The organism is Streptomyces sp. NPDC001717, assembly GCF_042892775.1.
Classification (GTDB): domain Bacteria; phylum Actinomycetota; class Actinomycetes; order Streptomycetales; family Streptomycetaceae; genus Streptomyces.
Genome location: NZ_JBIAUK010000024.1, coordinates 91,794 through 110,347, shown reverse-complemented (window position 1 = coordinate 110,347; position 18,554 = coordinate 91,794). Strand labels below are relative to the sequence as shown.

17 protein-coding genes and 1 pseudogene are annotated in these 18,554 nt (G+C 70.2%); 8 read left to right on the top strand and 10 right to left on the bottom strand.

From position 1 onward, the window contains the following. Positions 1-5: 5 nt before the first annotated feature. The 8 genes from ACFYZL_RS29895 to ACFYZL_RS29860 all read right to left on the bottom strand — a co-directional run bounded on the left by ACFYZL_RS29895 (position 6) and on the right by ACFYZL_RS29860 (position 4,227). Positions 6-476, bottom strand: coding sequence for a hypothetical protein (locus ACFYZL_RS29895; RefSeq protein WP_388683198.1), 471 nt, complete (start codon positions 474-476; stop codon positions 6-8). Between the two features lie 669 nt (positions 477-1,145). Then, positions 1,146-1,361, bottom strand: a complete 216-nt coding sequence (locus ACFYZL_RS29890; protein WP_388683195.1) for a hypothetical protein — start codon at positions 1,359-1,361, stop codon at positions 1,146-1,148. Between the two features lies 1 nt (position 1,362). Beyond that, positions 1,363-1,989 carry a hypothetical protein gene (locus ACFYZL_RS29885; protein WP_388683192.1) on the bottom strand — a complete coding sequence of 209 codons (627 nt, stop codon included), beginning with the start codon at positions 1,987-1,989 and terminating at the stop codon, positions 1,363-1,365. A 37-nt stretch (positions 1,990-2,026) separates the two neighbouring features. After that, positions 2,027-2,272: a hypothetical protein gene (locus tag ACFYZL_RS29880; protein ID WP_388683189.1), complete on the bottom strand. Its 246-nt coding sequence runs from the start codon at positions 2,270-2,272 to the stop codon at positions 2,027-2,029. Positions 2,273-2,298: 26 nt separating this feature from the next. After that, positions 2,299-2,631 (bottom strand): RRQRL motif-containing zinc-binding protein, encoded by a 333-nt coding sequence (locus ACFYZL_RS29875; protein ID WP_388683187.1) that lies wholly within the window; start codon positions 2,629-2,631, stop codon positions 2,299-2,301. Next, positions 2,628-3,632, bottom strand: coding sequence for a hypothetical protein (locus tag ACFYZL_RS29870; protein ID WP_388683184.1), 1,005 nt, complete (start codon positions 3,630-3,632; stop codon positions 2,628-2,630). The genes ACFYZL_RS29875 and ACFYZL_RS29870 overlap by 4 nt, the downstream gene beginning before the upstream one ends. A 56-nt stretch (positions 3,633-3,688) precedes the next feature. Beyond that, positions 3,689-3,961, bottom strand: a complete 273-nt coding sequence (locus ACFYZL_RS29865; protein ID WP_388683181.1) for a hypothetical protein — start codon at positions 3,959-3,961, stop codon at positions 3,689-3,691. Further along, positions 3,958-4,227, bottom strand: a complete 270-nt coding sequence (locus ACFYZL_RS29860; protein ID WP_388683179.1) for a DUF6284 family protein — start codon at positions 4,225-4,227, stop codon at positions 3,958-3,960. The genes ACFYZL_RS29865 and ACFYZL_RS29860 overlap by 4 nt, the downstream gene beginning before the upstream one ends. Before the next feature lie 499 nt (positions 4,228-4,726). On the opposite strand from ACFYZL_RS29860, the gene ACFYZL_RS29855 reads away from it, so the two are divergent. The 6 genes and pseudogenes from ACFYZL_RS29855 to ACFYZL_RS29830 form a co-directional block, all read left to right on the top strand. After that, the gene (locus ACFYZL_RS29855) at positions 4,727-5,092 is read left to right on the top strand and encodes a winged helix-turn-helix domain-containing protein (protein ID WP_388683176.1); all 366 of its coding nucleotides are present in this window, start codon (positions 4,727-4,729) and stop codon (positions 5,090-5,092) included. A 242-nt stretch (positions 5,093-5,334) separates the two neighbouring features. Further along, entirely contained in the window at positions 5,335-6,549 is a 1,215-nt protein-coding gene (locus ACFYZL_RS29850) for a helix-turn-helix domain-containing protein (RefSeq protein WP_388683174.1), read from the top strand. A gap of 19 nt (positions 6,550-6,568) precedes the next feature. Then, entirely contained in the window at positions 6,569-7,060 is a 492-nt protein-coding gene (locus ACFYZL_RS29845) for an NUDIX domain-containing protein (protein ID WP_388683172.1), read from the top strand. 68 nt (positions 7,061-7,128) lie between these two features. Next, positions 7,129-7,710: a hypothetical protein gene (locus ACFYZL_RS29840; RefSeq protein ID WP_388683170.1), complete on the top strand. Its 582-nt coding sequence runs from the start codon at positions 7,129-7,131 to the stop codon at positions 7,708-7,710. 157 nt (positions 7,711-7,867) lie between these two features. After that, on the top strand, positions 7,868-8,716 hold the full coding sequence (locus ACFYZL_RS29835; protein ID WP_388683167.1) for a hypothetical protein: 849 nt from the start codon (positions 7,868-7,870) through the stop codon (positions 8,714-8,716). A gap of 236 nt (positions 8,717-8,952) precedes the next feature. Further along, positions 8,953-9,039, top strand: a pseudogene (locus ACFYZL_RS29830) (glutamine synthetase); the annotation flags it as partial. Between the two features lie 80 nt (positions 9,040-9,119). On the opposite strand, the gene ACFYZL_RS29825 reads toward ACFYZL_RS29830, so the two are convergent. Together ACFYZL_RS29825 and ACFYZL_RS29820 are read right to left on the bottom strand one after the other, a co-directional pair. Continuing rightward, positions 9,120-11,174: a PIG-L family deacetylase gene (locus ACFYZL_RS29825; RefSeq protein WP_384746088.1), complete on the bottom strand. Its 2,055-nt coding sequence runs from the start codon at positions 11,172-11,174 to the stop codon at positions 9,120-9,122. Positions 11,175-11,482: 308 nt separating this feature from the next. Next, positions 11,483-13,666 carry a PIG-L family deacetylase gene (locus ACFYZL_RS29820; protein ID WP_388683165.1) on the bottom strand — a complete coding sequence of 728 codons (2,184 nt, stop codon included), beginning with the start codon at positions 13,664-13,666 and terminating at the stop codon, positions 11,483-11,485. A gap of 339 nt (positions 13,667-14,005) precedes the next feature. Here ACFYZL_RS29820 and ACFYZL_RS29815 point away from each other — a divergent pair, with 339 nt between their 5' ends. After that, positions 14,006-16,993 (top strand): bifunctional [glutamine synthetase] adenylyltransferase/[glutamine synthetase]-adenylyl-L-tyrosine phosphorylase, encoded by a 2,988-nt coding sequence (locus ACFYZL_RS29815; RefSeq protein WP_384746086.1) that lies wholly within the window; start codon positions 14,006-14,008, stop codon positions 16,991-16,993. Between the two features lie 57 nt (positions 16,994-17,050). Then, positions 17,051-18,451 (top strand): acyltransferase family protein, encoded by a 1,401-nt coding sequence (locus ACFYZL_RS29810; protein WP_388683162.1) that lies wholly within the window; start codon positions 17,051-17,053, stop codon positions 18,449-18,451. The last annotated feature ends 103 nt before the right edge of the window (positions 18,452-18,554 follow it).

Here is an 18,554-nt window from a genome sequence, read left to right as displayed (position 1 = left end):
CTCGTCTATCGGGCGTTGTAGAAGTCGCGTTCGGCGGGCTTGGTCAGCGGGGAGTCGGCGACGGCCCGGAAGATCTGACCGTGGCGGACTTCGGCGTTCGCGGAGGCGGTGCGGCAGGCTTCCTCGCCGCCCTGGATCTGGTCGTGGAGCTTGGTGGCGGCGGCGGCCTGGAGGTCGAGCTGCTCCTTGAGGTGCTCGCACTTGCCGATCAGGTTCGCGCCGACGTCCTTCTCGGTGATCTCGGCGATCAGGGCGTCGCAGTCCGCGGCGAGCTGCGTGGACTCGTCGACGAGTTCCAGGCAGGTCTCGGAGCTGGTCTGGCACAGGGTGGCGGCGCCTTCGGCGAGGTCGATGACCTGGGTCAGGGTGATGACCTCACCGCCGCTGTAGGTGCGGGACTTCCCGGCGGCGGTGGTGACGTGGATGCCCTTGTCGTCGACGGTCGCGGTGTGCGGAACGGGCGGGTTGGGCTGCATCGCGGGGTCCTTCCTGATCTGCGTGGGGAGCGTGATGGTCGGAGGAGGGGGGACGGTGCCGGGCGGGGGGATGGTCGGACCCGGAGGTGGCGCGGCAGTAGGCGGAGTGGGCGGCGGTGTCGAAGCCGTGGTGGGCCCCGGCGGCGGGGCCGGCGGAGGCGAGGTGGGCTTCGGGGGTGTGGTGGGATTCGGCGGCACGGCGGCCCCCGGGGGAGGGGTAGAGGGCCCGGGAGGAGCTGTGGTGGAAGGCGAACCGGAGGGTGCGATGCCTGGCTTCTTCAGGTAGGCGGACCGCCATCCGTCACGCAGGCCGCCGGCCCAATGGGCGCCCGCGAGGAGTCCGTAGTGTGCTTTCGCCGCAGCGTTGTAGGGGGCGTTTCGGAAGGTGTCCGGCGCCCTGGTCGGCGACCATGCGCCTTTCGTTTTCGGCGGGGGTTTCTTGATTCCCGCCTTCTCGTATTTGCCGTGGGTGTTGTTGACACCGACGAGGTAGGTGATGGCGAGGAGAACGAGGAGTTCCACGACCCTCCTTCAGTGACACTGTGTAGTTGGAGGCGGTTACCGGTTACCGGTTACAGGCCCCACAGACGCCGGTTCGGGCCCCACAGGGCGGTTCGAACCGGCGTCTGGGGGCTGTAACCGGTAACCGGTAACCGGGCGAACGCTGGCTCAGCGTGACGACCCGATGTTGTTGACCGTGGTGTTCGCCGTGTTGAAGACCGATTCGAGAGTGCTGCGGATCTCGTCACTGAACGGCGTGTACGGCAGGAAGATCCCGGAGACGATCAGCAGCAGGCAGATCAACTGCTGCTTTCCCTTCGTCTTCTTGAAGGTGAAGAAAATGGCCCAGCAGAACAGGGCCAGGGCGAAGAACTGGAGCGTCATTTCATGCACCCTTCTCGAAGGTGAATCCCTTGTTGTTCGCGGGGCTGATCGCACTGGAACCGGAGGAGCTGGAGGGGGCGGAGAGCTTCTTGTAGGCGATGAGTCCGCCGCCGCCGACGAGTGCCACCCACAGCCAGGGGCTGGAGGTGATGGAGTCGCCGGCGTCGGTGGGTTCCTTGGCCTTGGGTGCCGCACTGCCGAGGGTGGGGGCGGCGCAGGCGGGGATCTTCGCGACGTCGTACGAGGCCGCTTTGGCGACCGCCGCCGCCCGGATCTTCATGCACTCCAGGTAGACGGCCATTTCCCGCTCGTAGAGGGTCTTGGCCGCGGCTTCCTCGGTCTGTGCCCGCTGCTTGTCGGCCTCTGCCTCGACCAGGGCGTTCGCGGCCTTTTCCTTGGCCGTCGCGCGGTCCTGGGCGGCCTGCTCTCGCTGCATGCCGGTGACGGCTACGACCGTGCCGCACACCGCGAGGACGGCGATCGTTCCGCACACGGCGAGCGCGGCGGTGTTGCGGCGGACCCCGCCGATCTTGCCGATCGTGGCGGAGAACTTGGACGACGTGCTGGGCTTCTCCGGGGCCGCGGGGTTCATGCGGGTGAACTCCGCGTCCCAGTCGATGCCGGACATGGTGGTTCCTCCTTCCGGTGCTCGGGTTCGTACAGGGTCAGAGCCGGTTGGGCTCCAGGCTGAAGAAGATGGTGTTGGCGGAGGCCATCTCCGGGTGCTCGGCCACGATGTGGCCCCGAAGCGCGGCAAACACGTCGTGGCGGGTGGCGCCGGCGGGCGGCGTCCAGGTCCCGTACTGCGTGGTCATCCCCCGGCCGGGCTTCTCCAGGGTCATGACCCACATGTGGGAGCCCTGCTCGGCGGCCTGGGTGTTGTTGGCGGAAGTGGAGGTCTGGGAGGTCACTGGAACTCCTTGAAGTGAGGGGGTGTTCAGGCGGCGGCGTGGTGCGGGGCGTCCGCGCAGGGGACGCACATGCCAAGGGATGCCGGGATCACGTATCCGGCGTCGCGTCGGCAGGTCGGGCACCAGCGGCGGGCCGCGTTGGCCTTGGCCAGGGCCGCGGCTTGGCGTTCGGTCATCGGCCGGACCGGCTGGGCCAGGTCGATGCGGTACAGGTAGGCGACCAGCGGGCCGCGCCGGCGGCGGGGCCGCTCCACCTGCGCGACGACGTCCTGGCCACCGGGACGCAGACCCAGGGCGCGGAGCTGACGGCGGGTGGCCAGCCCGTCCGGGGCGAGGCGCCAGGAGTAGCGGGTGGTCATCGGGGGCTTTCTTCCTGGGCCATGAGGATGGCCCAGGCGCCCCGGATGCGGGCTTCGCCGCCGGTGAATCCGGACTCCCGGAACGCGGCGGCGGTCTGCCTGTAGGACAGCGGCGGGTCGACGGAGTAGCGCAGGTACCGCAGGACAACCACGATCTGCTCGTCGGTCAACGGCTCGCCAATCAGCGGCGTGGAAACCCCGGCGATGGCCGCGAGTTGGTCGAGCGTCACGGGCGTGACGGCAGGCGTGACGCCTTCACTCTCCAGGCCGCTCAGCGGGTCGTTGACCTGCGTGTCTTCCCCGTCACACCCACCCGTGACGGCATCCTCCCGAGCATCCCGTTCGGGTGCCGGAGGAAGAGCGGGAGTCACGGCCGCCGTGACGGCGTCACGCCCACCCGTGACGGGCTCGACCGGGCGCGTGACGGTGATCGCGAACATGTCGCCGAGGGCGACGTCCGCGCCCGTGGTGATCCGTTCCCGCTGCACATCCAGCAGCCGGGCCCCGAGCGTGGTGTCCGCGGTGCCGACCTTGCGAGCCAGGCGCCACGACGCCCGGTCCGAACGCTTCCGGACCTTCGCGTCGGGGTGGTTGGCGGCGCGGGCGCGGTGATAGGCCAGGGCCTGGACCACGGCCGCCGCTTGGGCTTCCGCCTCGGCGTCCCGGCCGTCGACGTGGACCACGATCCGGCGAGCCAGGAACGCCATGCCCTCGGCCGACACAGACATGCCCAGCGGGGTGATCGCGTAGATGACCGTGCGAGGTCCGTCCGGGGCGGCGACGGCGGACATGACCGACGCGGCGGCCGGCAGTGCCCACAGCCCGGCGCGGACCACGGCCGGAGAGGACTGCCCCAGCATGGTCAACCCCAGCAACACCAGCGCCAGGACCGCCGTGGCGCCTTCACCGGCCGCGACCGCACCGAGCGCGGTACCGGAGTTGTAGACGCCCTTGATGTTGGAGTACGTGCCGTACCCGCCGGCCGCGCCCGTGGCGAGCATCGGGGCGAACGCGAGGCCAAGGACAGCCTTCTGCGCTCCCGTCAACGGGTGGCCGGTCACCGCTCGTCCCCGTTCTTGTCGAACTTGAACGGGGTGTAGGTGACGGGCTCCTCGGCGGTCCGGGTGCGGATCGCGTCCGCGGCCAGCCGGGGGTCCCGGGTGACAGCGCGGTTCGATTCGATGATGATCCGCACGGCGAGCGCCCGGCGTTCCAGCAGCCGGTAGTAGAGCCGCTCGTCCGCCACCTCGATCGACGGCAGCGGCAGGTGCAGCGCATCCACGATCGCGTGCAGCAGGTCGACGTGAGCCGCTACGGTGCGCTCGCTCATGCCGCGTCCCCCGAGACCTGCGTACCGGCGGCGCGGTTGGCCGCGTCCCGGCGGGCGCTCAGCACCCGGTTGTGGGCCCGGCGGATCCGGCGGCCGTCGAACTCCGACGCCGGCCGGTCCAGCAGGACGATCAGCGCGTCCAGCAACTCGACCTCGGCCAGGACCACGTCCATCTCGGCCTCGATCTCGTTCAGCTCCGCGTCCGTCGGCTCCAGGTCGACCGGAAGCGGGGTAACACCCGTGTGACGTGCAACGATGGACTTCATTGGGTCTTGCTCCTCTCAGGCAGGAACGGGCCCGAACAGCAGCCCCGGTGTTCCAGCACCGGGGCTGCACGTCGTTGTGAAGCGGGAAGAACTCCGGCTCCCCTCAACCCCGCCCGTTCACCGCGCAGGGCGGTGGACGGGCGGAGGAGGCAACCGGCCGCAGCATGCTGCTGCGGTGGTCGAGTGCGCGAGCCTTTGCCGCGCTGACCGCCTTTTCAGCTAAAGGAGGCGGTGGCCACACTGTTGAGTTCTCAAGGAAGAGCCGGTGGCTCTCCGACGGGTTCGGTAACCCTGACGGGCTCCCGCAAGAGCGGGACACGCCGGACGCCAATAGGTGTTGCGGGCACATCGGAGCTGGCCCCTACGGGGCTCCTGGTCGTTCGGTGAAGCGTGTTGGCCGAGCCAACGAGATTGTTCTAGCACGACTGGTACAACCAGCACAACAGGTTGTGTCAGTTGTGCCGGTTGAGCTGGCGGGAATCCGGTTACCATCGGTGGCATGACGCCGACTTCTGATGCCGCCCGCCGCGTGAACGAGAAGATCGCGGATGACCTGCAACGGGACATCGAGGCGGGCAAGTACGAGCCTGGAACGAAGCTGCCGGCCGTCCGGACGATCGCCGAGCGCTACGGCGTAGCCGCCGGTACGGCGACCAAGGCACTTCAGCTACTCGCTCAGCGGGGCGTTGTCCGCCCGGACTCGACGCGCGGGTACTTCGTGCGCGTCCAGTCGGAGGGGCAGGCGGTGGATGAGCCCAGCGCGGAGTTCACCGCGATCATGCGGGAGCTCGAAGCGATCCGAACTCACCTGTCAGGTCTCGATGAGCGGCTCCAGCAGGTTGAGCGGACGCGGAAGTCGGATTGACTGCTCGGGCAACTCGCTCCACCCTCCGGGTCAGATCGTGCACATCGCCGGACAGCCGGTGAAGAGCTGCCTTGATCTGGTTTCGCTCACGAACGCTCAGGGCCATGACTGCGCCTCCCCGTTGACACTCAGGACGTTCCGCATCGGACGTCCACGACGCTATGGGGCCCCCGCAGCAGGACCCCGGAAATTCCTTCCGGGGTCACTTCGCGAACCGAGGTGAGGCTGAAGACATGCGAGGAATGACGCAGCACCTGACGACCGGCGAACGCGTTGCTTGGTACCGCCACCGCCGAGGCCTGTCCCAAGAAGTCCTTGCCGGCCTGGTCGGCCGTACCGCCGACTGGCTCGGTAAAGCCGAGAACAACCGCATCGAACTCGACCGCCTGTCCGTGATCCGAGCGCTCGCCCATGCACTCGACGTCTCCATCGGGGACCTCATCGGGGAGCCGATGCTGATGGAGTGGTCGAAGGAGTCGGGCCGCGGCACGGTCCCCGCACTGCGTGAAGCACTGATGGACTACCGGCTCCTCACCCCGCTCATCGGCGCGCCGGCCGACGGCGAGCCGCCCACACTCGTCGCTCTGCGATCCGACGTCGGCGAGGTCTGGGACGCCTACCAGGGGTCGCGCTACGGGTTTGCCGCGCGGCAGATTCCGCTGCTGCTCGCGGATGCTCTGCTCGCCGTGCGGGCCTGCTCGGGAACCGAGCGAGAGGAGGCGAACGGGCTCCTGGCAATGACTTACCAGGGCGCCGCGATGGTGCTCGGCAAGCTCGGAGAGAACGAACTCGCGTGGATCGCAGCAGATCGCGGACTTGCCGCTGCGCAGCAGAGCGGCGACCACGTCATCACGGCATCCCTGTTCCGGTCCGTCACACACTGCCTGCTGTCCACCGGGCGCTTCGAGACCGCCGTCCAGCTCGTGAATGACGCCGCCGGGTTCCTGGAGCCCGGCCTGAGCCAGGCCACCCCGGCCTACCTGTCCGTGTACGGCACGCTGTTCCTCACCGGGTCCATGGCGGCGGCAAGGGCTGAGGACCGGGCCGCGACCCAAGCATTCCTGCGAGAGGCCGAGACGATGGCCTCTCGGCTCGGCTCGGATGCGAATCACATGTGGACCGCCTTTGGCCCGACCAACGTCGCCATCCACCGTGTGGCGACGGCCGGTGAACTCGGCGACATGCAGGTGGCTGCGGAACTCGGCCCGATGGTGGATACGAGTGGCCTCCCCGTAGAGCGCCGGGTCCGGCACAACCTGGAGGTGGCCCGCGCGCTCAGCGCCTGGAACCGTACGGACGACGCACTCGCCATGGTGTTGGAGGCCGAACAGCTCGCTCCCGAGCAGGTCCGGCACCACTACATGAGCCGGGAACTCGTCCTTGGCTGGGTCCGAGGAACCCGGGGGCGGCCGACGCAGCCGGTAGCCGACCTGGCCGACAGGCTCCGCGTGGTGTGACCTGGGTAGGCTCGGACTCGTGAGCGAGAACGAGCACGAGGCAAAAATGGCGCACCCGAGGATGGCCTCGGGTGCGCTGTTCTTCGATGACCACGGCCAGGTCCTGTTGCTTGAGCCGACGTACAAGGACTACCGGGACATCCCGGGTGGATACGTCGAGACCGGTGAGTCCCCGCTCCAAGCATGCGTGCGGGAGGTACAGGAAGAGCTGGGCATCGCGCCGGCCATCGGGCGATTGCTCGCTGTGGACTGGGCCCCCAGCCCGGCCGAGGGAGACAAGGTCCTCTACATCTTCGATGGCGGCACCTTGAGCACCGAGCTTGAGCAGGAGATCCGACTGGAGAGCCTCGAGATCCGGGCATACGCCTACCACTCCCTCGCAGCCGTGGACGACCTCACCATCCCCAGGCTGGCGCGCCGCATCAGGGCCGCGGCAACCGCTCGCAGCGAGGGACGCGTCAGCTACCTGGAGCACGGCCAAGAGGTCAGCCCGCAGCAACCTGCGGGCTGACCTACCTGCGAAGTCCAGCACTACCGCTCCATACACAGCAGCCCCTGCGGTCGGCATAATCTCGCAGCATGGACCAGGGGGCGGCAGCCGTATGGGCTGCGGGTATCGGTGTTGGCGGAGTTGTCATCACTGCGTGGATGGGGTGGCTTGGCGCTCGCAGAGCTGCAGCAGGCCAGGTAGAAGCAGCCTTGGCTGGGGTTCAAGCGCAATTTGCCGGACAACGCCAGGAGGCAATCTGGCAGGTTCGGCGAGAGGCCTACGCCTCATTCCTCGGACAGATCGAGGCTGTGCGCATGGCAATTGCTCACATGTATGCCACTTGCTGCGCGGCCGAGGAGAACTCCGGGGGCGCAGGTGGACCAGAGGCAGATTTGACGGGAGCCAAGCAGGCAATGACAGAAAGCTTTAAGACTCTGTGGTTCCGCGAGTCAGCCCTCCGACTGTCCGTAGACACTGATGAAGCGGAGCAGGCCGAGAATTTGATGAAGCTCGCACTGCAGGCGATCAACGACGTGTCGAATTTCGCTGAGGCCATCTGGGCGTACCAAGACACCAGCCCCCCACAGACCCGAGCGCAGGCAGCAATGGCTGGACTCAATACGGGGCTTGAGGAGTGGACTCGACGCGCCCGCCTGAATCTGGAGTCATGACGTAGCTGCCACGCTGGCGCGGCACCCAAGGCTGCACCTCCGTAAAGCTGGCAGGCCCGCCCCGGCCGCTCTCCCCAACCGAGGCAGAAGGCAGCCAGTAGAGCAACCACGTCAAATCCATCGTGGGCGATGTCTGCGTGGTGCCACACTTCGGCCCATGAGCGACAGCATCAACGACGACATCGCTAGGAGTCTCGACGCCTCCGTCGGCACCCACGTCGTGGCCATCAGCCACGACGTGATGGACGCGGCGACGGCGGTGCTCTCGGAGCACCTGCCACCTGAGACGTTGAACGCCATGAAGCTGGCCTCAGGGGAGCATCTCGCGGCGATGCTGGCGACCGCGTACCTCAATGCGGTGCCGGCCGCGGTCGACGTCGACGGGGGCGTGGATCTGACGTTCGACCTGAAGGCATCCGACAGGCTTCACCTGAAAACTCTGCTCGGACGGGACGATATCGAGTTCGCCGACTTCGAAGTGAAGTCGGTACCCGGGACGTTTCGAGAGAAGTACCTTCCAGCGGCCACCCGGGCGATGGAACGGGGGGAGGAGAAGCCGCCGGCGCATCTGGGGCAGGTGGTGTCTGCGAACGACGTCATCGAGGCATCCGCCGCCATGATCGGTAAGGCTGCCGGACAGTTGCGGGACAAGTCCTCGCCCGACCGGGCGAGGGTGGCGTTCATCGTGTCGCACTTCTTCGACCGGCCGTATGTGGAGTGCTTTCAGCCGCTGATATCGCATGCCCTGGCGCCGCTCGATCCGCCAGAGGGCATCGACGCCGTGTGGATGTACTTTGCGCCGTTGCACGTGTTGGTGTGGTCAGCTGCAGGCGGCTGGTCAGACCTGCTCCTCGTCAGCTTCACGGAGGAGGAGAAAGGCCCGGAGCACGCTTACGGCATGGAGTTGCTGCAGCACTACGAGGGCTTGTTCTTGGAGCGTGCGAGGATCGACAAGCCGTCGCCGTTCTTCTTCGAGCTCACGGTGTCGGGGACAGACGAGGAGTAGGTCAGGCGGAAGCCTGGGATCAGCTTCGGCACTTACCGGTTTTGGTAGGTGCCTGCGCTCCGGAGCTATGTGCCATCGTTGAGTGGATCCTGGACCGCCAGCCCTCGCTTCTGGGCCGTCGCTGGGCCGTCGGAGGGGGGCCGGTGGCCACCGAGGACGACCAGTGACGGCCGCTCGGAGGCTGGCCGGGGTTGGGTCAGTGAGGGACCTGGCTGGTGGGCCGAGAGGGGCATGACTTCCTGCGCAACAAGAAGCAGGAGTGGGAGGAATACCGCTCGGAGGTCACGGCCTTCGAACTCCGCAAGAACCTCCCGGTGCTGTAACCGCGGTTCGGCGGGACGACGCGAAGGGGCCGGCGGTCGTGTGACCGGCGGCCCCTTCGCGTTGCGTGGTCGTACGGGCCTCAGCGGACCGCGCGGTGCCAGGTGGGGGTCGTCGGGGTTCTGGGGGTGGTGGTGATGTGGAGGTTCGCGTCCAGGCCCAGGACCGCCGTCGTCGTTCCGGAGAGTTCCAGGACCGCGCCCGGGGCGCCCGCGTAGAGCATCGCGGACTCCGTCCACGCCGGGGGGCCGCCGAGGCCCGTCGTGCTGATCGTCCCGGTGTCCGCGCGGCCCGAGACGAGGCGGCCCGCGACGCCGACCGCGCCGTAGCCGGCCCGGCCGCCGGCCTCCGCGACGCTGGAGACCTGGGGCTTGCCGGACGTGGCCGTGACCAGGGCCGTGCGGACGACACCCGAGTCCGGGCGGCGGAAGTACAGGCGGACGCCCGCGCCGTCCGGGGCCGCCGTCAGCGGGACCGTGGTGGCGGGCAGGCCCGTCTCGAAGGGGCCGACCAGGGGAGCAGTCGGGGTGGGCTGGGTCCAGGCCAGGACCGACTTCGTGGTGGTGGCGTACACGTGGCGCCGGCCCGCGGAGTCGACCGCCGTCACCGGGTCGCTCTGGAGGTCCTCGCCGCCCACGCGGTGCCACTCGGAGAAGCCGCCGTCCGCCCGCTGGGTCGAGGCGCGCAGGGTGCGGCGGGAGTCGCGCAGGTAGACCGTGACGAGGCCGTTCGCGTCGACGGCGGCCGAGGGGGAGCTGATCGCGGAGGTGCCCTCCTCGTCGGTCCGCTCGGGGGTGCCCAGCGACTGCCACGGCCCGAACGGCCCGTCGGGCGCGGACTGGACGGCGTACACGACCTCGCGCCGGTACTCGGCCGGTACGGATCCCAGCGTCGTGCGGGTGGCCAGGACCCCGACGCGGCCGTCGGGGAGGCGCACGGCCCCGGCGCCCGGGTCGATGCCCGTGCCGGGGAGGAGCGCGGGGCCCGTCCAGACGCCGGCCGGGGTCCGGGTCCAGTACGCGGTCTGCCCGTCGAGGGTGGCGAAGGCCCAGAGCCGGCCGGGCGTGCCCTCCGTCACCCAGGAGGTGAGGTCACCGCGGCTGTAGCGCAGCGACTGCGCCCAGTTCTTGCCGGTCGGATTGCCCGCGACCTTGCGGTCGCCGCAACCGGAGGGGCTGCCGCAGTAGTTCTCGCCGTCCTGCCAGGCGTAGGTCTTCAGGAAGCCGGTCTTCACGTCGGCCGTCTGCGGGTCCAGCGCGTGCGGCAGGGTGCTGTTGTGGTAGCCGAGGTAGTTCTGCACGGAGAAGCGCGGACGGTCCTTGACCCGCTCGGCGTAGTCCGCCGCGGCGGCCTGCACGAAGCGGGCGCCGTACATGTGGTCCTGGTGGTCGGTGTACTTGCCGGGGTCCCCGTACCGTCCCGGCGTCGGGTCCTGCATCCGTATCGTCGTCGGCCGGTAGCGCTCCAGGACCCCGGATATCGTCTGTATCAGCTGGGACTTGCCGTACGTGAACTGCTGCTTGACCGGGGTTCCGGAGGTCAGCTGGGAGGCCAGGGCCGGTATCCGCCCGTTCCACAGGCCGCGCAGGCTGTCCGGGTTGTCGCCGCCGGTGCTGCGGGCCTCGCGCATCTGCAGCCACACCAGGTTGACCTGCGGCTTCGCTATGAGCACGTCGAGCTCGGCCTGTCCGCCGCCGGCCGTGGGTATCACCGTACGGCGCCATGCGCTGGTGCGGTCCCCGGTGGCCATCTGTGCGTAGGCGGAGCGTATGCCGTTCTGCCGGGCCTCCGCGTAGTGGGCGCGGTCGGCGGGCTGGTCCGGGTCCTTGGCGGCGCCGCCGTTGGCCCGGTTGACGCCGTCGGCCTCGCCGGAGGTGAGGTAGGCGGTGGTGACCGGGGTGCCGGCGAGCAGGGAGCGGACGAGGTCGGGGTTCATGAAGAACAGGTCGTCGTCGGGGTGGGCGACGACCTGCACGACCGATCCGGCGGTCACGCTGGCGGGCAGCACGGCGGCAGGACCCTTGTCCTGGGTGGCCTCGGCCGACGTCTGCTGGGCTGCGGCCACGGCGAACACGCCTGTGGTGCCCGCGGTGAGCACCGTGAGCAGGGCCGCGAAACGGCGACGGGTGAGTGGCATTGGGTCACGCCTTGGGGGGTCAGGTCCGGGCGGGAAAAACCGCTGATCAGTCAGAGAGAGGCGAAATCGGCGGACTTGGTTCACCGATTTCGTGGATGACCGCCGCATTTCGAAAACGACCGGACGTGATGGTGCCCTGTGGAGGTTTTGGTGCCGATATGTGGCCAATATGTGGACGCAGTTGCTCCGCTCCTCGGGTCAACCGGGTGCCCGGTATGCGGTGGTGTGCCCTTGTGCGCGGTGGTGTGCCGTTCTGTGCGGTGGTGTGCCGTTGTGCGTGCTGGTGCACGGACCCCGACGGCCGGTTCCTACGGAGCCGTGTTGCGCGGGCCCACCGGCTGCCACGGCGCCAGCCGCGCGTCCGGGGCGTCGGCCGACGAGGTCACGTACAGCCGCGCGTCGAGCCCGACCACGGCCAGGCTCACCATGCCCCTGCCGGTCGTCGTCGAGGACGGCGCGCCCACGAACATCAGCGGCGACCGCTCCCACGGCCGGTCCCGCCCGAGTTCCGAGCCCAGCTGCCCGCCCGCCGTGCGGCCCGCCAGTACGTGCCCGCTCGCCGTCACCGCGCCGAAGCCCTGGAGCCCGCCGAGGTCGGTCAGGTTGTTCACCTTCAGTCCGTCGGTCCCGGTGACGAGCGCGGTGCGGACGTTGCCCGATCCGGGCTTGCGGAACCACAGCCGCACCCCGCCCTCGCGGCCCGCCGCCGTCAGCGGCAGCGTGGTGTCGGGCAGGCCGGTGGCCGTGGCCGGGCCCAGCGGGGCGCCCGGCTTGGGCTGCACCCAGCCCAGCACCGTCTTGGAGGTCGTGGAGAACACCATGCGCCGCCCGGCGCCGTCGGTCGCGGTGGCCGGGGTGCCGTGCAGGTCGGCGCCGCCGTACCGCTCCCACGGGCCCCAGCTGCCGTCCGCGCGCTGCACCGTGCCGCGCAGGGTGCCCGCCCCGTCGCGGACGTACGCCGCCGCCTGCCCGGTGCCGTCGAGCGAGACGGCGGGGGCGCTGATGTCGGAGGTCCACGTCTCGTCGACGGTCTCGGGCGTACCGAGGGACTGCCACTCCCCGAACTCCCGCGCGCCGGGGGCGCGCTGGACGGCGTACACGACCTCGCGCCGGTAGTCGGCCGGCTTGGCGCCGAAGGAGGTGCGGGTGCCGAAGGCGGCGATCCGGCCGTCCTTGAGGGTGAGGGTGGACATGCCCGGGTCCATGCCGGTGCCGGGCAGCAGGGTGGGGCCGGTCCAGGGGCCGACGATGCCGGCGCGGTGCCAGACGGCGACCTGTCCGTCGAGCACCTTGAAGGCCCACAGTCCGTGGTCCTCGTCGGAGGTCAGCCAGGAGGTGCCGTTGCCCCGGGCGTAGTTGACGGTGTCCGTCCACCGGTTGCCCGCCGGGTGGTCGGCGACCTTGAGGTCGCCGCAACCGGCGGCGCTGCCGCAGTGGTTCTGCCGGTCGAGCCAGGAGTACGTGTCCAGGCTGTCCAGTTTCTCCTTCGCCTCGCCCGGGTCCAGGGTGCTGGGGAGGGAGCCGTTGAAGTAGCCGATGTAGTTCTGCAGCGCGAAGTGCGGGCGGTCCTTGACGTCCTTCGCGTACGCGGCGGTGGCCAGCTGCACGAAGCGGGCGCCGTAGAAGTGGTCCTGGTGGTCGGTGTACCGCTTGGTGTCGGGGAAGCGGCCGGGGGTGGGGTCCTGGGCGCGGATGGTCGTCGGCTTGTACTGCTCCAGTACGCCGACGAGGGTCTGGACGACCTGCTCCTTCGTGTACGCGAACCGCTGCTTGACGGGGGTGCCGGAGGCGAGCATCGACTCCAGGCGGGGGATCTTGCCGTCCCACAGGCCGTGGAGGCTGTCGGTGACGGGCTCGTAGACGTTGCCCGCCTCGTGCATCTGCAGCCAGACCAGGTTGACGTGGGGTTTGGCGACGAGGACGTCGACCTCCGCCTGGGCGCCGCCCTTGGTCGGGACGACGGTGCGCTTCCAGGCGCTGGTGCGGTCGCCGGTGGCCATCTGGGCGTAGGCGGCGCGGATGCCGTTCTGGCGGGCCTCGGCGTAGGCGGGCTTGTCGGGGCGGGTGCTCTTCTCCTTGGCGGCGACGGCGTTTATGCCGTCGGCTTCGCCCGAGGTGAGGTAGACCGAGGTCACGGGGTGGCCGGCGGTTATGGAGTAACGCAGGTCCGGATTCATGAAGTAGAGGTCGTCGTCGGGGTGCGCGACGATCTGGAGCACCCGCCCGGGATCGGGCGCGTCGGCGACCGCGGCGGGGGCGACGGCCCTGCCGTCGGACGGGGCGGGGTGGTCGAGCCGGTCGAGGGCGTCGGTGCCGCGGAGCACGAGCATGCTGCCGGCGAGGGTCGCGGCGACGAACGCGACGACCTTGACGAGGGCGGCCCGGTGGTGCCGGTCCCGCTCCGCGGCGGGTCCGGATCCGGGTCCGGGTCCGATGCCCGCGCCGCGCCCGCCCCGGCGGCGGGCCCGGCGCCGGGCCCCGCGGCCGGGCACGTCCTCCGGGGACCGGGACCGGGAACGAGACCGGGATCGGGACTCGGACCGGGGCCGGGATTCGGACCGGGATTCGGACCGGGATCCGGAAGGGGATCCGGATCGGGAACCGCTGACCGCCCCGGTGTCGTATTCGGGGTGGGGGCCGGCAGCCGAACGCTCTTGCACGGGGCTCCTCCTGGCCGGTTGGCGGGGAGCGGGCCCCAAGGGGAACTAAACATTCAGATAGTCAGATAAGTCGCCTCATGATACGTCGCTGATCATCCCGTGCCTCGAACGCCGCTCCGGCTAGGCTCGCCCCAGGCAGACGGCGGCAGCGACGACCCAGGAGGCGACGGGATGACAGTCCCGGGACGCAGGAACAGCACCTTCATCCAGCTGCTCCGCAGCGGATTCACCGACCCGCAGACCGCCGCCCGGCTGCTGGAGAACGAAGCGCTGGCATCCGTACGCACCGATCCGGTGCTCCTCGACGCCCTGGGCGCGACCGCCGACCCCGACCTCGCGCTCCTCGGGCTCGTACGGCTCGCCGAGGCGCAGACCCCCCAAGAGCGGCCCCTCCTCCTCGACACCCTCGTCGCCGCCAAACCCCTGCGCGACCGGCTCCTCGGCGTGCTCGGCGCCTCCGAAGCGCTCGGCGACCACCTCACCCGCCACCCCCGGGACTGGCAGGCCCTGGTCACCTACGAGGCCGCCGACCTGCACCCCGGCCTCGCCGACTTCGAGCGCGGACTCGCCGACGCCCACGACCCCGTCGGCCTGCGCGTGGCCTACCGCCGCTGCCTGCTCTCCATCGCCGCCCGCGACGTCTGCGGCACCATCGACGTCGCCGAGACCGCCGCCGAACTCGCCGACCTCGCCACCGCCACGCTCCGCGCGGCCCTGCGCATCGCGAGCGCCGCCGCCCCCGAGGACGTCGCCCAGTGCCGCCTGGCCGTCATCGCGATGGGCAAGTGCGGGGGCAACGAACTCAACTACGTCTCCGACGTCGACGTCATCTTCGTCGGCGAGGCCGCCAACGGCACCGAGGAGCACAAGGCCCTCCAAGCCGCCACCCGCCTCGCCTCCCACCTCATGCGGATCTGCTCCGAGACCACCGTCGAGGGCACCATCTGGCCCGTCGACGCCAACCTCCGCCCCGAGGGCCGCAACGGCCCCCTCGTCCGCACCCTCTCCTCCCACCTGGCCTACTACCAACGCTGGGCCAAGACCTGGGAGTTCCAGGCCCTGCTCAAGGCCCGCGCCGTCGCCGGCGACCCCGATCTCGGCGCCGAGTACGTCGACGCCATAAGCCCCCTGGTCTGGCAGGCCGCCGAACGCGAGAACTTCGTCGCCGACGTCCAGAAGATGCGCCGCCGCGTCGTCGACAACATCCCCGCCGCCCAGGTCGACCGCGAACTCAAACTCGGCCCCGGCGGCCTGCGCGACGTCGAGTTCGCCGTGCAGCTCCTCCAGCTCGTCCACGGCCGCCACGACGCCACCCTGCACTCCGGCACCACCCTCGACGCCCTCCACGCGCTGGCCGCCGGCGGCTACGTCGGCCGCGCCGACGCCGCCCAACTCCACGACGCGTACCGCTTCCTGCGCGCCATGGAACACCGCATCCAGCTCTACCGACTGCGCCGCACCCACCTCGTCCCCGAGGACGAGGACGACCTGCGCCGCCTCGGCCGCTCGCTCGGCCTGCGCACCGAACCCGTCGCCGAACTCAACAAGGCCTGGCGCCGGCACGCCTCCGTGGTCCGCCGCCTGCACGAGAAGCTCTTCTACCGCCCGCTGCTCGACGCCGTCGCCCAGCTCACCCCCGGCGAGACCAGGCTCTCCCCGCTCGCCGCCGGCCAGCGCCTCGAAGCCCTCGGGTACGCGGATCCGGCCGCCGCCCTGCGCCACCTCGAAGCCCTCGCCTCCGGCGTCACCCGCAAGGCCGCCATCCAGCGCACCCTCCTGCCGGTGCTGCTGGGCTGGTTCGCCGACTCCGCCGACCCGGACGCCGGCCTGCTCGGCTTCCGCAAGGTCTCCGACGCCCTCGGCAAGACCCCCTGGTACCTGCGCCTCCTGCGCGACGAGGGCGCCGCCGCCGAGAACCTCGCCCGCGTCCTGTCCGCCGGGCGCCTCGCCCCCGACCTGCTGATGCGCGCCCCCGAGGCCGTCGCCCTGCTCGGCGACCCCGAAGGGCTGCAGCCTCGTAGCCGCGAGGCCCTGGAACAGGAGGTCATGGCCGCCGTCGGCCGCGCCGACAGCGCCGAGGCCGCCGTCACCGCCGTGCGCGGGGTCCGCCGCCGCGAGCTCTTCCGGACCGCCGCCGCCGACATCATCGGCTCGTACGGTACGGAGGACAGCCCGGCCGAGGAGGACCACGGAGCCCTCGTCGACCGGGTCGGCGGAGCCGTCTCCGACCTCACCGCCGCCACCATCGCCGGCGCCCTGCGCGCCGCAGTCCAGTCCGAATGGGGCGACACCCTGCCCACGCGCTTCGCCGTCATCGGCGTCGGCCGCTTCGGCGGGCACGAACTGGGATACGGCTCCGACGCCGACGTCCTCTTCGTCCACGAACCGCGCGAGGGCGTCGACGAGCAGGAAGCGGCCAAGGCCGCCCAGACCGTCATCGCCGAAATGCGCCGCCTGCTCCAGCTCCCCACCGCCGACCCGCCCCTGCTCATCGACGCCGACCTGCGCCCCGAGGGCCGCTCCGGCCCCCTGGTCCGCACCCTGTCCTCGTACGCCGCCTACTACCGCCGCTGGTCCCTGACCTGGGAGAGCCAGGCCCTGCTCCGGGCCGAACCGGTCGCCGGCGACGCCGACCTCGGCAGCCGCTTCATCGACCTCATCGACCCGCTGCGCTACCCCATGGAAGGCCTGGGCGAGGACGCGGTCCGCGAGATCCGCCGCCTCAAGGCCCGCATGGAATCCGAACGCCTGCCCCGCGGAGCCGACCCCACCCTCCACACCAAACTCGGCCGCGGCGGCCTCAGCGACGTCGAGTGGACCGTCCAGCTCATCCAGATGCGGCACGCCTGGTCCGAACCGGGCCTGCGCACCACCCGCACCCGCCAGGCCCTGGCCGCTGCCCACGCGGCCGGCCTGATCCCGACCGAGGAGGCCCAGATCCTCGACGAGGCCTGGGTCCTCGCCACCCGGGTCCGCAACGCGGTCATGCTGGTCCGCGGCCGCGCGGGCGACACCTTCCCCTCGGAAGCCCGCGAACTGTCGGCGGTCGGCCGCTACCTCGGCTACGCGGAGGGCACGGTCGGCGAAATGCTGGACGACTACCGCCGCATCACCCGCCGGGCCCGCGCGGTGGTGGACGAGCTGTTCTACGGGGCGTAGCCGAGGTCACGTAGCCAAGAGGGTTTCGGCATGTGCCACCGCATGTAACCTCCACGGATGAAAGCGATCCGGATAGCCGGCAGGCGTCGGGTGTCGGCCGCGCCGAAGAGCGGCTCTGTCTCCGCGTCGCGGCTCGGCTGGCTGGACGCCCTGCGTGGCATCGCGGCCCTGGCCGTCGTGATGCACCACCTGAAGCTGCCGCTCCGCTGGGTGCCCCACGGCAACGAGGTGCCGAACTACCTGGACCTCGGCGTCTTCGGCGTCATGTTGTTCTTCCTGGTCAGCGGCTACATCATCCCCGCCTCGCTGGAGCGGCGCGGTGACGTGCGGGGGTTCTGGATAGGCCGTGCCTTCCGGATCTACCCGGTCGTCATCGTCACCTTCGTCGCCTCGCTGCTGATCCTGCCCCGCGAGTACACGGTGGTGGCGGGCTGGGCCTACGACCATCCGCTTCTCTCGCTCGCGGCCAACGGGCTCCTGCTGCAGGATCTGATGGGCGTCCCCAACGCCCTCGGAGTGCTGTGGACCCTCACCTACGAGATGGTCTTCTACTACTTCGTCACGGCACTCTTCGTGCTCGGCCGGCACCGCAGGAGCGCACCCATAGCCGTCGGCTTCGCGGCGGTGGCGCTGGTGCTGGGCGGCTGGATCGCTCTCGGCGCGCTCTCCGTCGATCTGTCGGCGAAGCGGCACCTCGTCCTCGCCTGCGCCACCGTCGTGGTGATGGCGATGGCGTGCATCATGACCGGCAGGCAGGCCCTGATCAAGCTCGGCGGTCTGCTCCTCGGGGCCCTCGGGCTGGTGCTGATCGGCCTCAACAGTCGATCCGCGGCGTTCGAGACCATGATGATCTTCGCGACGATGTTCTCCGGAACCGTGCTGTACCGGATGGAGCGCGGCCAGATCGAACGGACCCAGGCATTGCTGTCCTGCGGCTTCGTCATCGTCTGCGGATTCCTCACCGGGTACATGTACAACCACGGCTGGGCGCTCTGGCAGACCTGGAGCGACTCCTGGAAGGCTTGGTCGTTCGCCTACATCGCCGCGTGGGCGGTCTTCGCCGCGGGCATGCTGCTCCGCAAGCGCCGCTTCCCGCGCTGGCTCAGCTGGCTCGGCGCGATCAGCTACTCGCTCTACCTCCTGCACAACCCCGTCATCCACGCGATGAACTGGATCCTTGCGGGACACGCACCCATCGAGAGCTGGACGGGCCGGGCCCTGCAGTTCACGACGTTCATGGCCGCCCTGACGCTGTTGAGCTGGCTGGCCTACCGCCTGGTGGAGCTGCCCTTCCAGAACCTGGGCCGGCGAGTGCTGAAAACCGTGGCGCGCCGGATTCCGCTGGAGGCTCCCGAACCTGCGCCCGCCCGGGATCGGACCACCACCTCACTGCCCGGTGTACCCACGCAGGCGTCACGCGTGGGCGAGAACGAGCCTGTCCTCGCCAAGCGGGAGTAACGATCAAGGTGGGGGTGAGGGCGACCGGGAGTTGAATACGCTCTCCGTCGCCACACAAGCCCCCGGCCCCTCGCCGCCGACCCCTGTGCGGCGGCGGGGGCCC

Coding starts and splice junctions, on each gene's coding strand:
- ACFYZL_RS29895 (WP_388683198.1), bottom strand. CDS start 476: ATGCAGCCCAACCCGCCCGTTCCGCACACCGCGACCGTCGACGACAAG.
- ACFYZL_RS29890 (WP_388683195.1), bottom strand. CDS start 1,361: ATGACGCTCCAGTTCTTCGCCCTGGCCCTGTTCTGCTGGGCCATTTTC.
- ACFYZL_RS29885 (WP_388683192.1), bottom strand. CDS start 1,989: ATGTCCGGCATCGACTGGGACGCGGAGTTCACCCGCATGAACCCCGCG.
- ACFYZL_RS29875 (WP_388683187.1), bottom strand. CDS start 2,631: ATGACCACCCGCTACTCCTGGCGCCTCGCCCCGGACGGGCTGGCCACC.
- ACFYZL_RS29870 (WP_388683184.1), bottom strand. CDS start 3,632: ATGCTCGCCACGGGCGCGGCCGGCGGGTACGGCACGTACTCCAACATC.
- ACFYZL_RS29865 (WP_388683181.1), bottom strand. CDS start 3,961: ATGAGCGAGCGCACCGTAGCGGCTCACGTCGACCTGCTGCACGCGATC.
- ACFYZL_RS29860 (WP_388683179.1), bottom strand. CDS start 4,227: ATGAAGTCCATCGTTGCACGTCACACGGGTGTTACCCCGCTTCCGGTC.
- ACFYZL_RS29855 (WP_388683176.1), top strand. CDS start 4,727: ATGACGCCGACTTCTGATGCCGCCCGCCGCGTGAACGAGAAGATCGCG.
- ACFYZL_RS29850 (WP_388683174.1), top strand. CDS start 5,335: ATGACGCAGCACCTGACGACCGGCGAACGCGTTGCTTGGTACCGCCAC.
- ACFYZL_RS29840 (WP_388683170.1), top strand. CDS start 7,129: ATGGACCAGGGGGCGGCAGCCGTATGGGCTGCGGGTATCGGTGTTGGC.
- ACFYZL_RS29835 (WP_388683167.1), top strand. CDS start 7,868: ATGAGCGACAGCATCAACGACGACATCGCTAGGAGTCTCGACGCCTCC.
- ACFYZL_RS29825 (WP_384746088.1), bottom strand. CDS start 11,174: ATGCCACTCACCCGTCGCCGTTTCGCGGCCCTGCTCACGGTGCTCACC.
- ACFYZL_RS29815 (WP_384746086.1), top strand. CDS start 14,006: ATGACAGTCCCGGGACGCAGGAACAGCACCTTCATCCAGCTGCTCCGC.
- ACFYZL_RS29810 (WP_388683162.1), top strand. CDS start 17,051: ATGAAAGCGATCCGGATAGCCGGCAGGCGTCGGGTGTCGGCCGCGCCG.